The organism is Candidatus Omnitrophota bacterium (assembly GCA_040755155.1).
In the GTDB taxonomy this organism is placed as follows: Bacteria; Hinthialibacterota; Hinthialibacteria; order Hinthialibacterales; family Hinthialibacteraceae; genus JBFMBP01.
Genome location: JBFMBP010000007.1, coordinates 1 through 19974, shown reverse-complemented (window position 1 = coordinate 19974; position 19974 = coordinate 1). Strand labels below are relative to the sequence as shown.

Sequence of the window (19974 nt, the reverse complement as noted above, 5' to 3'; positions counted from 1 at the left end):
CATTGGCATTTGGAAATCACGCCGAAGTTGACGCAAGTGGCGGGCTTCGAATGGGGAACGGGATTTTACATCAATCCCATGCCGCCGGAAAAAGCGGCGGAATATCTGCGCAACGGCGTAGATACGCGGCAAGAACTGGATCCGGCGATGTTGCCATTTTCCGTTTAATAACGCATAGCGCTGACTACCCCCTTCGACTTAGAAAATAAGACGAGGGTGCAATTAAAATCGAAAAAAAGTAAGAGACTCTTGCAAAATTGATAAAATCCGCTTTTAAATTCTCCCCCCAAGCTTGGGGGGAGTTAGAGGGGGGTTGATTTGGTTAGACTTAAAGCAACCCCCTCCTAACCTCCCCCAAGCTTGGGGGAGGAATAGTGGAATTTTGTAAGAGGCTCAAACGAAAAAAATACCTATTTCCCAAGCCGGATAAAAAAGGAGCGAACAGCGCATTGTCATGACTGCTATTACCTCAATTCAAATTCCCAATATCGCCCCCACAAGAAAAGGCAAGGTGCGGGATATCTTCGATCTGGGGAACCGATTGCTCCTGGTTGCGTCGGACCGCATCAGCGCGTATGACTGCATTATGCCCCAAGGCGTTCCCGACAAAGGAGCGATTTTGACGCAGCTGTCCAAGTTTTGGTTCGACGAACTGCCGGAAGCGAAGCCGCACCATATGATCTCTTCCAACGTGGAGGATTTTCCCGAACCGTTCAACCACTACCCAGAAATATTGCAGCTGCGTTCGATGCTCACGAAAAAAGTAGAGCCATTGCGAGTGGAATGTGTGGTGAGAGGATACCTTTCCGGCTCCGCCTGGAAGGAGTATCAAGAGAACCAGAGTATATGCGGCATCCATCTGCCCGCCGGATTGAAAGAGTCTGAACAACTGCCGCAGCCGCTGTTCACGCCCGCCACGAAGAACGACGCAGGTCATGATGAGAATATCTCCTTCGACAGGATGGTCGATATCGTTGGCGGACCTGTAAGCGAAGAGTTGCGCGCCCGCAGCATCGCGCTTTATCGAAGCGCATCGAAGCGGGCGCAGGAACAGGGCGTCATCATCGCCGATACCAAGTTCGAATTTGGGATGCTGGACGGGAAAATCCTGCTGATCGATGAGATTCTAACTCCTGATTCGTCCCGATTTTGGGCGGTGGAGACCTACTCGCCCGGCGGCCCTCAAGAAGCGTTGGACAAGCAGTTTCTGCGGGATTATCTGAACGAAATCCGCTGGGACCGAAATCCTCCGCCTCCCAACCTTCCCGATCGCATCATCGAAAACACGCGCAAACGCTACCTCGACGCCTACCAGATGATTACCGGGAAGGAGTGGAACGCCCATTCGTAAGATCGACGACCGGTTGGCGACGCCTATTCTTTTACTCGTTTGGTTCAGCGTCTGTTTCGCGATTTTTCTGGCGAAGCATCAGCCGTTTTATCTTGGCGTTTTCCCGGCGTTCTTCCGGGCATTGGGGCGCTTTCATTGGGGAGTTCCCGATTCGTTTTACTGGGATTCGTTCTGCGAGATTCTGGCGTTGGCGCTGGAAGGAGCGGCGGGCGTTTTCTTTTTGCGCTTATTCGTACGGTTGCCCCGGCAAGTGGAGATTCCCGCCGGGGTTTTCATTGGCATCGGTCTGACGACGTTCGTATGGGAATGTTTCGCCATCTTTTTTCTGCTGAACCGCTATACGGTTTCGATTTCGCTGTTGGCGTTAATTCTTCTCTTCTTCGCTCTTAAAAAATATTTCCCCCAACCTGCGAACGTGGAATTTTCCGCCGAGCCGCTGGAAGAACGCGAGCATCGGATCATCTATTGGTCGGCATTCTCGATTTTAGTTTTTATATCCGCCTTGAATTTTTATCATTCCCTCTTGTTTCCCGTCACTTATTGGGACGCGCTTATTTATTACGTTCATTACGGCAAGATGACTTACGAACAGGGCGGATTTCCCGTGCTGGTATGTTTGCAAGTGGGATTGGGGCTGGGCGCGAATTATCCCCATTTATACGCGCTGCACCAAGCGGCGACGGCGGCGATGTTCGGGCATTGGTCGGATATCTACGGCCAGATGCTTATGCCGCTGGCGAATGTTGGCAGCCTGTTGGTCTTGTATTATTTATCAATTTATCTCTTCAAAAACCGGCTGATCGCCATACTTTCCTTGTTGGCCTATCGCGTCATTCCTTATGTTACGAGTTACTATATTTGGGCGTCGGATTACGCCCTGGTAATGTGCTATACCTGCTTATTCCTATTCTTTTTGGCCTGGCGCCTTCAAGAATGGACGCTGCTCAGTTTGCAGCCGCTGTTATGCGTAGCCGCTATTTTTCCTCATATTAATTATTTGGGCTGGATTGTGTGGCCGATTGTCTTTTTTGCAGCGATTTGGCCTTATTTCCTCAAAGATGAAATAAAGCCGCCCGCCTGGAGCAAAACCATCGGCGTTCTATTCTTATGGTTTTTATTGGGGATTACTTGGAATATTCGAAACTGGATCGTTACCTGCAATCCGGTTTACGCCTTCTTCCCCCAAATTTTCGGCGGAATCAACATTGATCCGGCGGTGCTGGCTTCTTGCAACCAGGAATGGACTTATCACGGATGGGGCGCGGATAAATTAGGCGCTTCTTTCTGGCAAAAGATCGTAAACAGCGGACCCTATTTCGTCATGGATTGGCGATTCGCTCCTACTTTGGCGGGATTGCTAATTCCTTCCTTCTTTATTGGCTGGAAGCGGAAGCAGCGTTTCTTTCTTCTCTCCGGTTTGTTGTTATGGCTTTACATTTTTTATCAATACGCCGTTTCCGGCCTTTATTGGTATCACTCGATCGCCGTGCTTCCTATATTAGCGCTCTTTGCGGGGCGGTATTTCGCCGCCATATCCAGCCGAAGAATGTTATCGCTCTACGGCGTTCTATTACTTCTGGCTGGGCTAGTTCCTGGCGTGACGTTTTCGTTGATGGGATCGAAAATTGCCAATCCGGCGCTTCCCTTATTCGCCTATCCCGGAATTTCCCCAAAATTCTTTTATCGCTTCGCATATCCAGACGCTGCGCCGGTTTGGGAGTATATCAACGATCATTTGGAAAATGGCGCCGTTATTCTCACGCACGACAACCGCTATCATGTTTACCGGGACGATTTAAAAATTATCCATTTGGACGATTGCGGATTGATTCCCCTTTATGGACGTCCCTATCCCGAAAACCACAAGGAACTGCTAGCGCGCGGCATCTGCTATTATTTTCGGATCGGCGACGATGAGGATTCCCATCCCATTCTCCGGCAATTGGGACACCGGGCGTACCTGGGCGATCCCCATTATTACAAATTGCTCATCGAATCCGGCGACGCGCAGTTGTATGAGCTGGTAAGCCAACGGACTAATGAATCATATACTCGTCCACCAACGCCAAATCGAAGGGGACGTTGAAGAAGACGAAGCAGCGTTCGGCTCTCTCCTTGCCGCCGATTACGACGCAGGCGCGATTGCGGCCCGCCGCGAAGAGATTCAGAATTTGCCAATCGGGCGCCGCGTTTCTCAAAACGGCGATTTCTTCCAGATCGCCGTTCGGCGAATAGTGAAGAATCCGCGAAATCAACGTAAAATCCCCCTCGGCGGATGCCGCCGCCAGCATGTCTCCCTGCATGGAAAACAACGGTGGCGATTCGCTGGGAAGTTGAATGCGGAAAAGAGGTTGGAGATTTCCTAGCGCTTTGATGTTCGGCGGGATGAATTCGAGGCCGCATTGCGGGATTTCGAGCACATCCATAGAACCGTTCGTCGTCAGCAGCGGGATTTGACCGTCGTTGAGCCGGGAGACAAGAAGGTTTTTCTCTGAGGATGGAAATTGCAGGCCAACGGTTCCCCGATTGGCGGTTTCCTTAATCCGCACTTTGAATTTGAATAACGTTCCCTGCCCGCTTGTCAACGCCGTTTGCCGCTCCGCCATATTGATGAAAAGAACATAACCGTCCGCCGCCGATTTATCGTTCACGACCGGCGCCGGCCAAGACGCCGTAAACGTCCCAACGCCAGTGGCGCTGCCGACGACGTATTCGAGAGGATAATCCGGCGACGCGCTCGGCAATTCGACGGCGACGCGGTAACTGGCGATGCTTTCCGCCTCGTTGATTTGAACGTGGACCTCCAGGATTTCGCCGGGATGAGCGGCCAGGCTGGGCAGAGAAATGCGCCGCACCGTCCCCGGCTTGATTTCCACCGTCCCGGCATCGGGGCCAAAGCCGTTTTTGTCGAGGTCCGCCGGGAACCAGATCAGGTTGAAAATTTCATACTGAATCAATTGCCAGGCGTCGTAGGCGCCGATCGTTTTGTCTCCATTCACGTCCGCTTCGGGAGGAAAATCGTTGGGCCATTGATATTGGATGTCGTAATGTCCCTCAAAAGTTTGGGTGAGAAGGGCGTCATATTGGAGGATGGATCGGGCGTCTTTCAAGCCGGGCGAACCGTCGCGATCTACGTCTCCCCAGAGATAAACGGCGTCGACGCGCACGGAGCCGTTCGCCAAATCGACGGCGACATGGCCGTCGTTCAGTGTAGTCAACGCAGGATCGAAAGCCAGTTCCACCAGGCCGTTGCGTGCGGCGTCCTTGATTCGCAGTTTAAATTTCATGAGAACGCCGGGGCCGTTGGCCAGGGGCGGGGCGATGCCTCCGGCGCCGACGAAAATAACGATTCCGCGATCAGGATTTTGCGAAAGATCGTTCTCCACGGGCGCGCCCCATTTCTGGGTCAACGTCCCCGAGCTGGAAGCGCTGCCGGTTACGTATTCCAAAGGATAGCGCCCGGAGAAATTCGGCATCTGGATGACAATGCGATAGGAGAGTACGTCTTGAGCATCGTCAATGGAAACGGCGATTTCGATTTCCGCTCCCGCGTCGCCGGAGGCGGCGGACAGGACGAGCTTTCTCGCCGCCTCGGCGGATAGCGCATTCTCCGCCGATAATGCAATTAGGTTAATAAGAACAACAAAAAAAATGACCGTGGATTTTGGCTTTATCATTGACGCCGTCCTCGTTCCTTGAAATGGAATCGACGGCGTATAGAAACCGCCGCCGCCTCAATAATTTAAACTTACGTTTATCATTGTAATAAACATAAAAAAGGAAATTTTCCGTTCTGCGGAAATTCCCTTCCTCTCTAGCCTCTCGAAAAATTCCTTTATTCCTCCCCCAAGCTTGGGGGAGGTTAGGAGGGGGTTGACGTTAAGTCCATTAAAATCAACCCCCCTCTAACTCCCCCCAATCTTGCGGGGAGAATTTTAAGACGGATTTCATTAATTTTTCAAGAGCCTCTCTCTATTTTCGACTTATTCCCAAGCGCCTTGAATGAATCGTCGAGAGGGTTTATGTACGGCGGCGGTATGGATGGGTGAGTGGTCATTCCTTCTTTTCATTGAAATCGACTTTGGGCGCCGTTTGGGCTTCGGAAACCGCTTCGAAAAATTCTCCGGGTTCGAATCCGAAAAAGACTGCGTAAAACCGGCCGGGAAATTTTTTGACGAGAAAATTATAGGATTGGATAACCTGATTGTAACGGCGGCGTTCCTGAGCGATGCGATTTTCCGTGCCCGCAAGTTCTGCTTGCAAATCGCGGAAGTTGTCGCTGGCCTTGAGCTGGGGATAGTTTTCCGCAATGACCAGCAGCCGGGAGAGAAATCCGGTCATTTCGTCTTCTGCTTTGAGGCGTTCGACAGGACTCCTCGCCAAACCGATGAGGGAGCGGGCATCCGCAATCTGGGTAAATATTTTCTCCTCTTTTTCCGCATACCCTTTGACGGTATTGACCAGGTTGGGAATAAGGTCGGCGCGGCGTTGATATTGGTTTTGCACCTGCCCCCACTGTTGATCCGCTTCTTCATTCAAACCCACGGCGTTGTTATACCAACCGACGACGTTCAGGAAAAACAAAACCGCAAAAAAAACCAGAAGCATTCCTATGATCGCAATAGTAAGAAGAATGGGACGGCGCATATTCAAACCTCATTTTTAATGGATTTAAAATCGAAGACGCGTCAACCGGGTCTTTATTTACTGTACTACAACGCGAGAGAAATATCTCTGTTGCAGGTTTAACCGCTGGCGTTTATCCCTTGCGAATTGGCAACTCCCGTAACACAATAGCAAATTGGGGAATCCCTTCACGCAAAAACGAAAAGTGCAAAAGTTAAGGACGCTCGCATTCCTGATTGCCGCGCCAGCAAAAAGGGAATGTTAAAATATGTTATATATATAATGCAATCGATATCAAACGATCGAGTGATTTGCCGGTTTATCGTAAAGAAAAATTGTCGCTGCGAATCCCAGGTGGTCTCTTTATCCCGCTATTGTTCCTCTTGTTCCATTTTTGGGAATAACTATTTGCCAACTTGAAACTTGCCGAATGGTCTATCCCGCCCATTCCAATACATTTTTTGGAAGAGGTGGGATTCCCGTTCCGATCATAAGTCATTAATTTTCAATAAGAAAAATTTTTCGAGAGCGACGATGTTCCATTTGTTGCGGCCTTGATGTTCCACGTTTTCGCCGCATTGAACCTAAGTTATTAAAATCGAACTGTTGACATGCGTCCTTCCCTTTATTACAGTAAAGAGAAGTTCCAATTCGCCCAATAGATCATTTCCCTATCGTTGTAAAGGGATAGAGGAACATTTTGTAAAATTATTTTTAATGCGCAACCGGTGTAAATCGCTTGTATATGGTCTATGATTACTCAGTTTATCGGGACTTTCGATTTTGCCGATCAGATTCTTCTTATGATTTCCGCAATGCGGACGCCCTGAGAAAACAGCATTAATCTTTTCGCAGCAACGTGGATGGAGAAAGATGGTTACTCATCTAAAAACAGAAAAAGAAGAACGAAATCTTACCGCCAAAGAGACATCCTACCGGGAGGAGATTCCTCATAATCTCTCCCACATGGAAAAGATGGCCTCGATCGGTCAACTCTCATTTAGCGTCGCGCATGAAATGCGGAACCTGCTCGGCATGATTCGCAACGCCGCCTTCAACATCGACCGAGCGCTTCGGCGTTCGGACGCTTCCGTACAAAACAACCTCGAAATCATCAATCGAAGCATCAACCGGGCGCGCGAGTTCATCGATAATCTGCTCAACTTATCCCACGCTTCAAGTAAAACGGAAGAAGTGATCGACGTAAGCCATATCGTAGACAATCTCCTCTCTCTCTTTTCCAAGGAATTGGAATGGAGAAAGATCGAATTATATAAGAATTATCAACCTCTTCCTCTGTTCCGGATCGATCGCAACGCCTTGCAGGAGTGCCTATTGAATCTGATCTTGAACGCCATCCAAAGCATGGATGAAGGAGGAATCATCACAATTACTTTGGAATCCTGGAAACAAGGATTGCGGATTTCCATCATGGATGAAGGATGCGGCATTCCCGAAGAAGTGCAGGAAAAAATATTCGACCGATTTTATACTACGAAGAGAAACGGACAGGGAACCGGTTTAGGATTGACGATCGCGCGCAGTATCGCCCGCGAGCAAGGAGGCGATATCACCGTAAAAAGCCGCGTCGGCAAAGGCAGTACGTTTTCGATCTGTCTTCCATCCTTGGCCGCCGTTCCCGAACATCCCGGTCCGAGGTAATACGGCTAAAGGGCGTCTTCTCGGAAAGGCGCTGGATTTTCCTTTTTCGGAATGGGATTAAAAAAGCGATGAATTCTTTTTATTCCGAACCTGGATTGCGCATTCTCGTCGTCGACGACGAGCCGGACATGGTTGCTACGCTGCGGGACCTGTTGACGGGCGAAGGCGACGCCGTGGATATTTCGTACAGCGGCGAAGAAGCGTTAAAAACGTTGGAAAGGAATCTTTACGATCTGATCTTAACCGATCTGTCTATGCCGGGCATGGATGGAGTTCAGCTGGTTTCGGAAGCCAAATCCCGCCAACCCGACGCCGAAGTCATGATTATCACCGGCTATGGAACCATCAACAGCGCGGTGGAAGCCATGCGCCGGGGAGCGCTGAACTATCTTATCAAACCCGTCGAACCCCAGGAAATCATCCTCAACGTGGATCGCGTACGCCGGAGGGTTTCCATCCGGGGGTATGATCGCAACAGCCATAGTTTCTATAACCTCGTCGGCAAATCCCCCGCCATGCGGAAGATTTTTAACCTAATCCCCCGCATTGCCAAGATGCAGGGCGCCGTCCTGGTTCAAGGCGAAAGCGGCGTGGGCAAAGAACTGGCGGCGCAAGCCATTCATCTGTGCAGCAGCCGCGCTTCCAAACGGTTCATGCCCATCGATTGCGGCGCGCTCTCGGATACTCTTCTGGAAAGCGAGCTTTTCGGCCACAAGCATGGCTCTTTCACCGGCGCCGCCGCCGACCGCATCGGGATGATCGAAGCCGCTCATGGAGGGACGCTGCTTTTGGATGAAGTCGGCAACGCTTCCGCTTACCTTCAATCTCGTTTGCTGCGGGTCATCGAAGAAAAAAAGGTACGCCGCTTAGGGGAAAACACGATGATCCCTGTGGATATGCGCATCATAGCCGCCTCCAACGCCAGGTTGCAGCGATTGGTGGAAAGGGGACGATTTCGCGAGGATCTCTTCTACCGGCTGAGCGGATTCATCATCACCATTCCCCCTCTTCGGGAACGCAAGGAAGACATCATCCTCTTGGCGCAGTATTTTCTGGATCAGAACGCGCAATATTACGATCGGATTCCCACGAAATTCAGCGCCGAGGCCATCGAAGCGCTTATGAAATATCCCTGGCTCGGCAACGTGCGCGAGCTGCGGACGGTGGTGGATCGGGCGGCGGCGTTTACGGAAGGAGATATGATCGAAAAAAAGGATTTGATTTTCACCCAGCCCTTCCTGGAGGAGGAGGGAAAAAAATCCACCAAACCCGACTCGCCGAACCTGTCCGTTCCCTTTTATTCCGCCGTGGAAACCTTCGAACGCAACTATCTTTCCGAATTGATCGATCGCGTCAACGGCAATATTTCCAAAGCCTCTCAAATCTCCGGCGCCAGCCGTAAGACGATCCGGGAAAAAGGGAAAAAATACGGCTTGTTATAGGAAATTCAACAGCAAAAAACCTTGCTCTCCCCGTCCTGCCTCTAAAAATATACGTTTCACGGCCCGAAACGGATGATGTCGCCCGCGCTTTTTATGCCATTGGACGAATCGTAAAAGAAGAATAGATCGTCCGGCTTGGCTCTGGCGCCGGCATCGGCTTGCAGATCGAAATCAGGACCAGCGGATATCAGCGCCCATTCATAATTCGCTTCCCTTCCATGCAGCCAGATATGAGGGGAATTTACGAATTTTTTAGCGAAGGTCGGGTAAGCTCTGCCTAAAGGATTTTCGCTATCTTTCCAGCCTTTCGATTCGTAAGCGTAGTTGACGGGGTCGCCGTCGGGTGTTCGGGCGCCCATCGGCGCGAAGGGATCGGGCCAGCGGCCTTGGCTGAGGTAGGAAACCGGCGTGGTGAGGGGATAGAAGCGATATGGCCAGGAGATGTTATTGGCGCGGCTGATATAGGCGCCGTTGTCCAGACGGTACATTTCGAGGGCGGTGGCGATAGTTTTGAAATCGGCCTCGATGCGGGCGATTTTGGCCCTTGTCTGCGCATTGAGAAAATTAGGGACAGCGATAGCCGCCAAAAGTCCGATAATGGCGACAACGATAAGCAATTCAATAAGCGTAAACGCGGTTTTTTCTTTCATGATCGTTCTCCAATCCGCTCTACTATTGATTATATTATATATAAAGGTAAATGAAAAAGAAAAATAGGGAAAGGCAAAAAAGAGCGGGAAATAACCGATTATTAACAGAAAGAATTCAAGAGCTTTTTCGAATAAGTTCGGAAGAGAAAGCGATTCGCATTCGATGGAAAAGACGATCGAGAGCGGCTTGGTTTGGCTATCGATTAATTCCCTTGCAATTTCCGCAAAAGCCGCCGTCGGCGATGATTCAGTTTTTCTTCCCATTCGCGTTTCCGTTGGAAAATCGCATCCTCCAATTCCCGATCTTCGGCGATTTTCCGCAACGCGCGTTCGGTAAGATGAAGCGCCTCGCCGCATTGCTTGGCGTGATGCTCATAAAACTTGGCCAGATCGACGCAGGCGAAGAAATCATCGAATTCGCCTAGCGCACGGCGGTTGATGGCGGCGGCTTCGAGATAACGCTCCCGGCGTTTGTAGAGTTTGGCGAGCAGACGATAAACGGCGAGTTGGGCGCCGCCGGGCAAGTCGCCTCGGCGTAAACTTTCTTCCAGGCAGGCGCAGGCCGTTTCTCCATCGCCGTTAAAGGCCAAAAATCGCCCATATCCAGCCAATTCCAGACCATGCCCGCATTCCCCCAACGGAGATTGGGTCATGCGGCACGTCTTCGCGGCCAGCATGGCCAGCGAGAGGATGTCTTCCGCATTATGGCTAATCACCGGTTTCATTCGATAAACGCGCAAGCCGCGCAGAAAATCGAAATAGATAAAGGGAATCTGCTCGCTGGGAACGTCTTCGTCGCGCCGGCGTCCCAGTATGGCCGCTTCGATGGTGGAAAGAGAGCAGTTGGGCAGGCGGTCTCTCCAAAAACGGCGCGCCGGATAGAGTACGTCATAATGGGGAAGCTCCAGCAACGGCGATGGCAGGCGGTTCAGGAGGAAGCGCGAATGGAGCAGCGGCGCATCGAAGCATTTTCCGTTATAACTCGCCAGGGCGCGGAAACGCGGGAACAGATCGAGCAACTCATGCAGAACGGCGGGTTCCTCGTCGTAATCGCGCATCAAATACTGGCGCAGGCAAAAATCTCCGTCTTCGAAATACCCCGCGCCGATCAGAAAGGGAAGCGTTCCCGTTCCTCCCGCCAATCCCGTCGTTTCCGTATCCAAAAAAAGCAGGTCTTCGGATCGAATATTTTGGAAAAATTCCTCTCCCGTTTGCCGGACAATCTCGCGGCCAATAATATCTTGCGGCGGATAAGGGAGCGAGACGCCGCCAAACCGCATTAGGCGCAAACCGTAGGAACCAACGGAGTTGGTTGTCTCCTCCACACCCGCCGCCAAGAGAACTTTCTTTTTTTCCGCTTCTCTTTTTTCGATGGCGCCGATCAGTTGCGCGCCGCTGACCAGGCCGGGAATTTGCAGAAGTTGCTGCGGGATAGAGACAGGTTGCAAGGGCGCAGGCAAGACTTCCTCGGTTTTTTTCCCCGCCGAGTTGACGCTGGAAAAACGTTTCAACTTTTCGTAAAGATCCGCCATGAATTTAGCGCCGTATGGAATAATCTATTCAAAAAACAATCGAGATTGTCATGCGCGCCGAACAATGACTTTGCCGTACGCACGATTAGTTAATAACTGATAATACGCATTTCTCTTCCCTCGCCCATTGGGAGAGGGTTAGGGTGGGGGTTTTAAGTCTAACCATATCAACCCTCACCTAACCTCTCCCCATCTTGGGAGAGGGATTGGGAAAACATAAAATTTATGTAAAAATGGCCTTCCTGCGTAACATGAGTTAATAAGTCGCCAATGCCAATTTTTCTTTAGTAACATGCGGCAGCATTACTATGCGAAAGTAAAGATGTTAAGCCTTAACCAGTCCCGCGCCATAAGGCGCGGGAGCGCCGCGCAATAAACCCTCCGTGCTCAAATCTTCATCAATATCCGGCCAGTGAATTCCATAACCGCCTCCGGCGATGCGCCAATTTTCCCGCTGTTCAGGCGCGGCATGCAATAACCGGGGATACCATGCCAAAGGCGCAGAAATTGTGCGTCCATCGACAAGATCGACGCTGATGGCGTCTTCCGTAAAATGGACATCTTTCACCCGTTCACCGGGTTTGACGTCTGAAGTAGACATTCCAAGCCTCCAAAAGTTCTTGTTGGCGTTCTCTTAGGAGCCTTTCAATACTCCTTAATTCGTAGGGACTGAAGCCTAGATTACGAGACAACGACACTGGATTGAGCCAAAACTTGGCTGATTGATCCTCGCGATCAATATGGATATGCGGCGGTTCATTCAAGATGTCATGACTGACGAAGTATATCCGATACGGGCCAAGTCTAAGAATAGTCGGCATAGTTTATTCATTTCGATAAGCGCAAACAGCGATTAACAATTATGTAGCTGGTTGTCAACTCGCGCTTTATCCGCTGCGATTTCTTCATAAGTTTCTTCTAATGGCAATGGATGCGACTTGAGGAAAAGCGCGAATTCATAGAGCTGCACGGTACGCGCCAGCGGCATCGCCGCAGCGATTTCCGCTATGGCTTTGACGTAATCCGTTTGCGCATGCATGTTCTTAACCTCTCTTGCTTCATACACAGTTTTTTTCTTTTATGCAATCGCTTCCTGCGGCGTTCAGCGCATCCTGGCGATAGAATTCCAGTGCTTCACGCAACGTAATTTCCAGCGATTCTTTCAATTCTTCATACGTTTTTTCCTGGCCATTGACGCCTGGAATTTCTTCAATCCAGCCGATCCACCAATCGTCCTCTTGTTTTACCACGGCGGTATATTCGTTCTTCACGATCTCAATTTCCTGACGATTACCTTTTCTTCATTGCTGCCTAATAGGCGTTAAGATCATACGGCCCGATAGGAGCGTCCAAGGGGCATGAACTCCGAAGTATTCTGTTGCTCTAATTTTAATTCGATCTCTTCGAATTTTCGCACCATCTCGGGAGCGTACAACCTCTCCCCGCATACTAAACAGACTCCCGCGGCAACATGCAAAATCGCCGTATTGACTCCGCCATATAAAACTTCGGTCACTTCTTTTTCCATTACCTCTCCCCCGCAACGCGGGCATTTTTCAACATATTTTTCCATTTTCTTATCTCCTTATCTTCCAGTATTTCATCTCCGGTACTTCTCGCGAATTGCAGCGAATACATCTTCCCCGGATATTAGTTCCACTTCCCCTTTATCTATTTGGGAGATTCGCCGTTCGGCTTCCTCCGCCCAGAGGCGATCGATTTCTGGCTGCGTCGGGAGATTAAGACTTGATAGGAGCTTTTCGATTAAACTCATTCTCGCATCAGCAGGCAGCAAAATCGCTTCCTCGAAAATCTTTTCTAAAATTGCAGGCATGATTTATCTCCTTTGCTTGCGAGACGAGCGCTGATGGTCCGAATCGTCTCGTCTTCCTCGGTATGGGCAACCACTAACAACCGTCCCTGTGTTTAACTCAAGGGCAGAATAACTTTCCCCTTGCCACCCGTCGGCTTCGATGCGAAGGCGGTAATCAAACATAAAGAGGCGTTCCCTCCTGTTGGACGATTTCGACGAAACGGTTTTTCTTGGAAAGATCGATTACATCGACCGGTTTCGATAAGGCGCAGAGTAGATCGCCGTAGAAAGCGAAAAAATCCTTCTCCTCCACGCCTTCCACGCCGATATCAATATCCCGGCTTTCTTTTTCAGGGGATAGGCTGGAACCGAACAATACTACGCGTTTGACGGAGTACTTGCGGGCTATCTGTTGAATGATTCGTTTGTCGGCGTCGGAAATCATGATGATTTATTATACCTTTTCTCTCTCCTGTTTAAGTAAGACGCCATGTTTGAAGGTCTCGTATCCAGCATCAAAACCTTCCTCGAAAGCAGGATCGGCTTTTTTTCGTTTACTCATCCATCGGATCAGCGAATCGCCACAATCATTTTTTTCCCAAGCGCTTCGGCGAATTTTTCGAGAGCCGATAGGCGAACATCTTCGGCATGGTTTTCCATTTTTGAAATGGCAGATTTCTTGGCGTTCAATTTTTCCGCGATCTGTTCTTGCGTCAACCCCGCTTCTTCTCTCGCTTGTTTAAGCAAGACGCCAAGTTTGAACGTCTCATATCCTGCGTCAAATCCTTCCTCGAAAGCAGGATCGGCTTTTTTGCGTTTTTCGATGTATTTTTTTATATCGCTCATGGCATCAACCTCGTAATAAAAACAGACATAAAGGATTGGCGACGCGATTTCATGAGCGTTCGTTCGAGCGTATGATCTTTTGCGCGAGTTTGATGAGCGAAAGGAGCGCCGAGTTGACAGCCTCCGCGTTGGGGAAAGCCTCGGCGACTTCCGGTTTGAGCACGACAATGTTTGACGATTCGCGCATACGTTCGGCGTATTTGCCGCGCGTTAAAGGGCCAGGAAAATCGGAACGACGATACTCGTCTCGCAAATCGTCCTGTTTCGTTTGTTTAGCCTTCTTCATAGATTTTTCGCTCTCCTTTACTTGCGAGACGAGCGCTGATGATCCGAATTATCTCGTCTTCCTCGGTATGTGCAACTACTAACAACCGTCCCTCTTCCGATACGCCAAAAGTAATATAACGAAATTCATTGAGCCCATGATCCGGGTCGGCGCCTGTCGCCGCGAAAGGATCGCTCAAAGACGTCGAGGCCTCCTCAAAAGATACTTTATGTTTTTTGAGGTTTGAACGCGCCTTTTTGGCATCCCATGCGAACTTCATATTTGCGTCATTTCTATAATTATTATAATCGACGCTCTCAATTTCGAATAATTTGGCGTTGGCATTCTACAAACAAGGTATCGCAGGGCGGATTAAAGACTAAGCGTAATCCACCACGCCAATTTTTAACCCTATCTCATGATGAGTTGAGTGGAGCTTGCGCCGCGTCTGCTTCTATATGTTGGTTATCTTGTATATCTTCCGGCATTTCCCCATTTGTTTCTTCGAGAGCCTGTTGAATTAAACCGCGATACTCGGAAATAACGCGGTAGTTGTCTTTGGTCTCGCCATGCGCTCCACTTGTCTTGAATGCGATTGCTTGCCGTAAGTGGGGATTAGACTTCTTAGTTAAAAACTGAGAAATGTTGCTGAGGTAACGTCCTGCTTGACCGATATCATTGCTTATTCCAGCCTCAACAAGACCTTGCTTCACCTCTTCACGGTCATAAACACGGTCCTCCGAGATAATTATTTCGAGGAAAGCGCGAAATCGTGGCGTCAAATCGCTCGGTCGAATGAGAGTATGGAAAATTTTCTCTTTTAGTTGATCTTCCGATAAATCTGAGGCCTCTAGCGAGAATGAACTTTTCCCTGGGATTTTCTGCTCTTTTACCTTAACTTCTTTTTTCTGGATATAATCTCTTGCTTCGGGCAGGGGAATAATGATATCAGCGTTTATGAAGATATTTCTCTGTTGGTCAACATGTGGCGTTATACGGAGACATTCTATATCGATTAACGCGTCTCGCAACCAAAGTACAGCTGAAATAACTTCGGAATTGAACTCTTTCGAAACCAAGATTATCCTTTGTTTCTCGTTCAGGTTTTCAGGTTCGCAATCTATGAATTCCTCAATCTTAACCTGTGCATCATCAATATCCGTACCAAGATACTCGGCGAAATACTTGTAGATTTCGTCTTGAGAAAAACTTGAACAGTATGAAGCGTACTTGATTGCCTGCCACTCGACGTCGGAGCCGGAGTCATCCCTCTTGAGTTCTATGATGACAAGTGCGCCCTCCTTGTCTACCGCCAACAAATCAAGACGCCTGCTCGACGGCAGTATTAGTTCTTTGGCGATAACGAGTAAATCCTCGCCAAGAATCTCTGGCGTTCCATCGATCCATTCTTGAATATCGAATCGTTCTTTGAGATTCAAAGCACTAAATGATGTCACAAGGATCTTGACAAGCCTCTTGTTTTCAATATCCACCTTGAACATTTACTTTCTCCTTCTAAATCAGCCGGAAAACACGGATATCGTCTTTCCTCGCTCCATCACTCTTCTACTTCCGCCTTCTCCGGCGCCGCCGTCGCTGCCAGGGGAGAGTTTTCGTTCAGGGCCGTGCGGACTTGGGCGCTGATCTCATCGAAGAGGGCGGGATTGTTTTTTAGGGTGTTTTTAGCGTTCTCGCGGCCTTGTCCCAGTTTATCGTCTTTGTACATATACCACGCGCCGCTCTTGTCGACGATTTTATAGGCGACGCCGAGATCGAGGACTTCGCCGGTGCGGGAGATGCCTTCGCCGAACATGAGGTCAAATTCCGCTTCGCGGAACGGCGGCGCCATTTTGTTCTTCACGACTTTCACTTTCACTTGGTTGCCTACGGATTCGCCCTTTTCCTTGATGGTGCCGGTGCGGCGGATGTCGAGGCGGACGGAGGAATAGAATTTGAGGGCGCGTCCTCCCGTCGTCGTTTCCGGATTGCCGAACATGACGCCGATTTTTTCGCGAATCTGGTTGATGAAGACGGCGCAGGTGTGTGATTTGTTGAGAATGGCCGTCAGTTTGCGCAGCGCTTTCGACATGAGCCGGGCTTGCAATCCCATTTGGTTGTCGCCCATCTCGCCATCGATTTCCGCCTGCGGCACCAAGGCAGCCACCGAATCGATGACGATCACGTCCAGCGCGTTGCTGCGCACCAGCATTTCGACGATATCGAGGGCTTGCTCGCCCGTATCCGGCTGGGCGACGAGCAGATTCTCGATATCGACGCCCAACTTGGCCGCGTAATGGACGTCGATAGCGTGCTCGGCATCGACGAAGGCGGCGACGCCGCCCAGTTTTTGCGCCTCGGCGACGATATGTTGCGCCAACGTGGTCTTGCCGGAGGATTCGGGGCCAAAAATCTCCACGACTCGCCCGCGCGGAACGCCGCCTATACCTAAAGCCCAATCCAATCCCAACGAGCCTGTAGGGATCACGGGGATGTCCTGTTTGGGAATATCGCCCATTTTCATGATCGAACCGCGCCCAAAATGCTTTTCTATTTGGGATATGGCGAGATCGATCGCTTTTTTCCGGTCTTTTTGATCGGTAGCCATGACTTTTCTCCTTTTATTTTGTTGAACATTTGTTTATTCAAGCAAAAGATTCTTCGCCAGGCAAGAGGGGAAGCCATTTCAACGCTATTTTTTCTTATCAAGCGCATGGCGGAGAAAGCGCCGAAGCGCGAATTTTCCGGAATTTCGAAAAGAGAATTTCTTGGATGTTTTGGAAGGGCGTATAATAAATAGAGTAGATATCCTTGGCAGCGTTTTGCTTTGCGAAGCGTATGGATTGACGGCTGCGCGAAGAGAGGCGCAGGAGGCTGAGATCGGCGGAGTTTTCTCTTTCGCGCCGCTCCCGATGCGAAACAGGGATTATCAACTTGAAAGTATCGATTTTAAGTCATACACTAATTCGTCATGACTTTCGATTGCGGTCATTCTATTATTGCAGATCCAAAGAATTGCCCCACTCTCGTTTTTTACCAAAACGAGAGAAAGCCATTCCCGATGTCAACCTGTTTTTTTGGGGATTCTTTGCGCGGATCGGAAGTCATACTATCGGCTCATCCGATTACGAAAAATTGAAACAGGCGTTATCGAAAAATCATGAGAGACTATAAAAAACCGGCGTCATCCAATAGTCTGGAAGAGAAGCTGAAGCAAGCCATCGATAAGCGGGAAAAGATCGAAAAAGATTACCGCGATACGAACCAGAAGTTTTGGACCATCATGTTCATCGACGTGTCCACCTCCGCCAAGGCGGTATGGGATCAGGGGGAACAGGTGGCCAACGTAATCTTCGATCTTTATCAAAAGCAGGTCCGAGCCGTACTCGAGCAAAAAAACTCATGCTTCATCGAACCGGGCGGCGGTCCACAAATCGTATGCTGCTTCGAGGATCCCGCGCAGGCGATCCTAGGGGCGAAAACCGTCATGACCGCTTTGGAGGATTGGAACCAGTTTCAGGAAGACAATTTTAAACTGCTGCCCTGCATAGGAATCCATCAAGGTTACATCGTCTACCACGACGGTTTAATCCATCAATCGAATACTAACAACATGGCCAAACGGATTCAAACCCAAGCCGCTCCCGGCCAGATTCTCATTTCCGAAGATCTCTACGATGAATTGAATAAAGACAAGCGGTTCTCTCTGCGCTATCTACGCACAGCGAATTTAAAGAACATTCCCCAACCGCAAAAAATCTACGAAGCGAAAGTTTTGGTCGATATCGGACCAGTGAAAGCCGACGAAGGTTCGAAGGCGCTGGAAGGAAGCGCGGCTGTTTCCGAAGAGAGCGGCGACGATAAAGCCTTTCATCATTGGGTGATCGTTTATATCGACGTTTGCGAATCGACGAAAAAGTTCTGGTCGTTCGGCGACCGGCACGCCAGCAGCCTGATTCAAGAATACCAAACGTTATGCCACCGCTCCTTTACCAGTTGCCGCAGCGCTTTCGTCAAATCGTGCGAGGGCGATCAGATTTTCGCCTCTTTTACCGCGGAGGACGCGGATATGGCCATCGTTTCCTCCGTCCTCATCATGCAATCCCTGTTTCGCCGCAACATCAACGTTCCCCAAAACAAGCAGGTGCGCGCCGCCATCGGGATTCATATCGGCGAAGTGGCTATGCAGGGGGAGGAGCTAATCCAGACCAAAGACATGCGGGCGGGCAAGGGCATTCAATCCCAAGCCAGCGCCGACGAAATTCTGCTTTCGGAAGAATTGTCCAAGATGATCGACCCGGATTACGGCCCCTATGTAGAAGAATATGGGATTTGCGAGTTTTCCGGACTCAGCGAACCATATAAAGTCATGAATTTGAAATGGTTCCGCGTTCCGCCCAAACTAGCGACGGCTCCCCCGCCCGTCCGCCAGGCAAGGCAGCCGCACCGCTTCCCCGCGCGCTAACGGGCCTTTTCGCTGGGATATTGCGTTATTTGACTCATCAATTAGACCGAAGTTCCTAAAGAAATAATCAGAAAAATCAATGCCGTGCTTACGAATATTGACGCGGCGCTTTGTTTCATCCCATTCGTATCTCATACTATATTGTAGATACATTACGTAACTACGGCAATGTATTGAACATAGTTTCCGTTACTTCTCCGGATGATCTAAACGATCCACCTCGATTTCCTGACGGATTCTCTCAGCCAGGAATATCTTAAGCAGCGATTGATAAGGGACATCCCTCTTATTCGCGAGAACCTTGAGTTCGGCGATCATGAATTCCGGAAGCCGCAGAGAAATGGTTTTAAGAGTCGGCTTAAGATCAGGAAGAAGGGTGCGGCGAGCCTTAGACCAATCGAGATATTCCGTCGAATCGGCTTTCTCCCAAAATTCGCGCTCCTCGTCTTCCGATTTAAACGTTGGTATCTTCATGCGCTTCATGAGACGTTGTAAACCATCCTTTCTTTCCGATTCATATCGCGCGCCGAGATAATGCGGATGAGTTGTCCGCGGATTGTGAAGACGACAAAGAGCAACCGGCCGGCCTCCGTGCGGCCGAGTCCGAAATACCGGGATTCTCGTTGGGAGTGCTTTTCGTCCGATGCGAGTATTAGCGGTTGGTTGAAGAATACTTGTTCGCACTCCGAGGCTGTAACGCGATGACGATGCCAGTTTTTGAGGAGGTTGCCCTTATCCCAATCGAATCCCGTGCATCTCGCTAATCGTTCGTTTCCTTCCATACTATTTGTATATCGCAGACATATACGCTTGTCAAGTGGAACTCTTGCGTTTATCTGTCTGCTCTTTCGCTTTGCTGGCAAGCTTCTTCGGTTCAAATCGCACAACCGGATGCCCGCTATGGAATTGGGACGCCATAAAATCTTCGCAAATGGCGTCTATGTCATAGTTGAATTTTTGAGCGTGTGCGTCTCGGTATCTTCGGATTTCTTCTACAATTTCGTCTTCCATGTTTCGTCTCTTGTTTCTGAAAAAACTTACATTAAATCTTTTTTACTTGCTAATATTGAGTAATTGGTCAGCCCTATGAAGTAGAAAAGTGAATGGAGTCTTTACAGAATGGGGTGGAAGCGATTTAATGAAGTTACTATAGATGTAATTTAATTGATTTGAAATACAACCCCATTTGGGTTGAGGTCCCCATGGCCAATTCAACGATTGAGCAGAAGGTCTGCGATCTTCTGACTCAAGGAAAGCCGTGTACGGAAGAGGAGATCAGGGCGCTGCTTCGGAAAGACGAAGAAGTCGTGATTCTATTAATCCTT

25 protein-coding genes are annotated in these 19974 nt (G+C 49.6%); 5 read left to right on the top strand and 20 right to left on the bottom strand.

Annotated features, from left to right (window positions below):
* Positions 1-454 precede the first annotated feature (454 nt).
* Together AB1656_00880 and AB1656_00875 are read left to right on the top strand one after the other, a co-directional pair.
* The gene (locus tag AB1656_00880; protein ID MEW6233915.1) at positions 455-1351 is read left to right on the top strand and encodes a phosphoribosylaminoimidazolesuccinocarboxamide synthase; all 897 of its coding nucleotides are present in this window, start codon (positions 455-457) and stop codon (positions 1349-1351) included.
* Between the two features lie 13 nt (positions 1352-1364).
* Positions 1365-3437, top strand: a complete 2073-nt coding sequence (locus tag AB1656_00875) for a hypothetical protein (protein ID MEW6233914.1) — start codon at positions 1365-1367, stop codon at positions 3435-3437.
* Here the strand turns inward: AB1656_00875 and AB1656_00870 are convergent.
* The gene (locus tag AB1656_00870; protein MEW6233913.1) at positions 3388-5028 is read right to left on the bottom strand and encodes a hypothetical protein; all 1641 of its coding nucleotides are present in this window, start codon (positions 5026-5028) and stop codon (positions 3388-3390) included. The two genes, AB1656_00875 and AB1656_00870, sit on opposite strands and share 50 nt — an antisense overlap.
* Positions 5029-5404: 376 nt before the next feature.
* Entirely contained in the window at positions 5405-5998 is a 594-nt protein-coding gene (locus AB1656_00865) for a LemA family protein (protein ID MEW6233912.1), read from the bottom strand.
* Between the two features lie 852 nt (positions 5999-6850).
* Between AB1656_00865 and AB1656_00860 the strand changes: the two genes are divergently transcribed.
* The gene (locus tag AB1656_00860; GenBank protein ID MEW6233911.1) at positions 6851-7639 is read left to right on the top strand and encodes a HAMP domain-containing sensor histidine kinase; all 789 of its coding nucleotides are present in this window, start codon (positions 6851-6853) and stop codon (positions 7637-7639) included.
* A gap of 68 nt (positions 7640-7707) precedes the next feature.
* Complete coding sequence (locus AB1656_00855; GenBank protein ID MEW6233910.1) at positions 7708-9081, top strand: sigma-54 dependent transcriptional regulator; 1374 nt, start codon at positions 7708-7710, stop codon at positions 9079-9081.
* Positions 9082-9137: 56 nt separating this feature from the next.
* Here the strand turns inward: AB1656_00855 and AB1656_00850 are convergent, their stop codons facing one another.
* From AB1656_00850 to AB1656_00780, 15 genes are all read right to left on the bottom strand, one after another.
* On the bottom strand, positions 9138-9731 hold the full coding sequence (locus tag AB1656_00850) for a prepilin-type N-terminal cleavage/methylation domain-containing protein (protein MEW6233909.1): 594 nt from the start codon (positions 9729-9731) through the stop codon (positions 9138-9140).
* Between the two features lie 203 nt (positions 9732-9934).
* Positions 9935-11263, bottom strand: coding sequence for a ribonuclease H-like domain-containing protein (locus AB1656_00845; protein MEW6233908.1), 1329 nt, complete (start codon positions 11261-11263; stop codon positions 9935-9937).
* A gap of 325 nt (positions 11264-11588) precedes the next feature.
* Positions 11589-11864, bottom strand: coding sequence for a DUF2442 domain-containing protein (locus tag AB1656_00840; protein ID MEW6233907.1), 276 nt, complete (start codon positions 11862-11864; stop codon positions 11589-11591).
* Positions 11836-12084: a DUF4160 domain-containing protein gene (locus AB1656_00835; protein MEW6233906.1), complete on the bottom strand. Its 249-nt coding sequence runs from the start codon at positions 12082-12084 to the stop codon at positions 11836-11838. Before AB1656_00835 ends, AB1656_00840 begins: the two co-directional genes overlap by 29 nt.
* A 32-nt stretch (positions 12085-12116) precedes the next feature.
* Positions 12117-12302 (bottom strand): hypothetical protein, encoded by a 186-nt coding sequence (locus AB1656_00830; protein ID MEW6233905.1) that lies wholly within the window; start codon positions 12300-12302, stop codon positions 12117-12119.
* A 19-nt stretch (positions 12303-12321) separates the two neighbouring features.
* The gene (locus AB1656_00825; protein MEW6233904.1) at positions 12322-12534 is read right to left on the bottom strand and encodes a type II toxin-antitoxin system HicB family antitoxin; all 213 of its coding nucleotides are present in this window, start codon (positions 12532-12534) and stop codon (positions 12322-12324) included.
* Between the two features lie 56 nt (positions 12535-12590).
* Positions 12591-12836: a YgiT-type zinc finger protein gene (locus tag AB1656_00820; GenBank protein MEW6233903.1), complete on the bottom strand. Its 246-nt coding sequence runs from the start codon at positions 12834-12836 to the stop codon at positions 12591-12593.
* A 27-nt stretch (positions 12837-12863) separates the two neighbouring features.
* A complete protein-coding gene (locus AB1656_00815; protein ID MEW6233902.1) occupies positions 12864-13097 on the bottom strand; it encodes an addiction module protein in 234 nt (77 codons plus the stop codon).
* A gap of 154 nt (positions 13098-13251) precedes the next feature.
* Positions 13252-13521 (bottom strand): nucleotidyltransferase domain-containing protein, encoded by a 270-nt coding sequence (locus AB1656_00810; protein MEW6233901.1) that lies wholly within the window; start codon positions 13519-13521, stop codon positions 13252-13254.
* A 125-nt stretch (positions 13522-13646) separates the two neighbouring features.
* The gene (locus tag AB1656_00805) at positions 13647-13922 is read right to left on the bottom strand and encodes a helix-turn-helix transcriptional regulator (protein MEW6233900.1); all 276 of its coding nucleotides are present in this window, start codon (positions 13920-13922) and stop codon (positions 13647-13649) included.
* Between the two features lie 49 nt (positions 13923-13971).
* A complete protein-coding gene (locus AB1656_00800; GenBank protein ID MEW6233899.1) occupies positions 13972-14208 on the bottom strand; it encodes a hypothetical protein in 237 nt (78 codons plus the stop codon).
* On the bottom strand, positions 14195-14467 hold the full coding sequence (locus tag AB1656_00795) for a BrnT family toxin (GenBank protein MEW6233898.1): 273 nt from the start codon (positions 14465-14467) through the stop codon (positions 14195-14197). The genes AB1656_00800 and AB1656_00795 overlap by 14 nt, the downstream gene beginning before the upstream one ends.
* Positions 14468-14603: 136 nt before the next feature.
* Positions 14604-15689: an MmcB family DNA repair protein gene (locus tag AB1656_00790; protein ID MEW6233897.1), complete on the bottom strand. Its 1086-nt coding sequence runs from the start codon at positions 15687-15689 to the stop codon at positions 14604-14606.
* A 56-nt stretch (positions 15690-15745) separates the two neighbouring features.
* Positions 15746-16792 carry a recombinase RecA gene (gene recA, locus AB1656_00785; GenBank protein MEW6233896.1) on the bottom strand — a complete coding sequence of 349 codons (1047 nt, stop codon included), beginning with the start codon at positions 16790-16792 and terminating at the stop codon, positions 15746-15748.
* Positions 16793-16889: 97 nt separating this feature from the next.
* Positions 16890-17117 (bottom strand): hypothetical protein, encoded by a 228-nt coding sequence (locus AB1656_00780; protein ID MEW6233895.1) that lies wholly within the window; start codon positions 17115-17117, stop codon positions 16890-16892.
* 227 nt (positions 17118-17344) lie between these two features.
* Here AB1656_00780 and AB1656_00775 point away from each other — a divergent pair, with 227 nt between their 5' ends.
* Entirely contained in the window at positions 17345-18649 is a 1305-nt protein-coding gene (locus AB1656_00775) for an adenylate/guanylate cyclase domain-containing protein (protein ID MEW6233894.1), read from the top strand.
* A 189-nt stretch (positions 18650-18838) separates the two neighbouring features.
* Here the strand turns inward: AB1656_00775 and AB1656_00770 are convergent, their stop codons facing one another.
* Genes AB1656_00770 through AB1656_00760 form a run of 3 tightly spaced genes read right to left on the bottom strand, consistent with a single transcriptional unit; the run spans position 18839 to position 19660 of the window.
* Positions 18839-19132 (bottom strand): BrnA antitoxin family protein, encoded by a 294-nt coding sequence (locus tag AB1656_00770; protein MEW6233893.1) that lies wholly within the window; start codon positions 19130-19132, stop codon positions 18839-18841.
* Positions 19129-19431, bottom strand: a complete 303-nt coding sequence (locus AB1656_00765) for a BrnT family toxin (GenBank protein MEW6233892.1) — start codon at positions 19429-19431, stop codon at positions 19129-19131. The genes AB1656_00770 and AB1656_00765 overlap by 4 nt, the downstream gene beginning before the upstream one ends.
* 31 nt (positions 19432-19462) lie before the next feature.
* Positions 19463-19660 (bottom strand): hypothetical protein, encoded by a 198-nt coding sequence (locus AB1656_00760; protein MEW6233891.1) that lies wholly within the window; start codon positions 19658-19660, stop codon positions 19463-19465.
* Positions 19661-19974 lie beyond the last annotated feature (314 nt).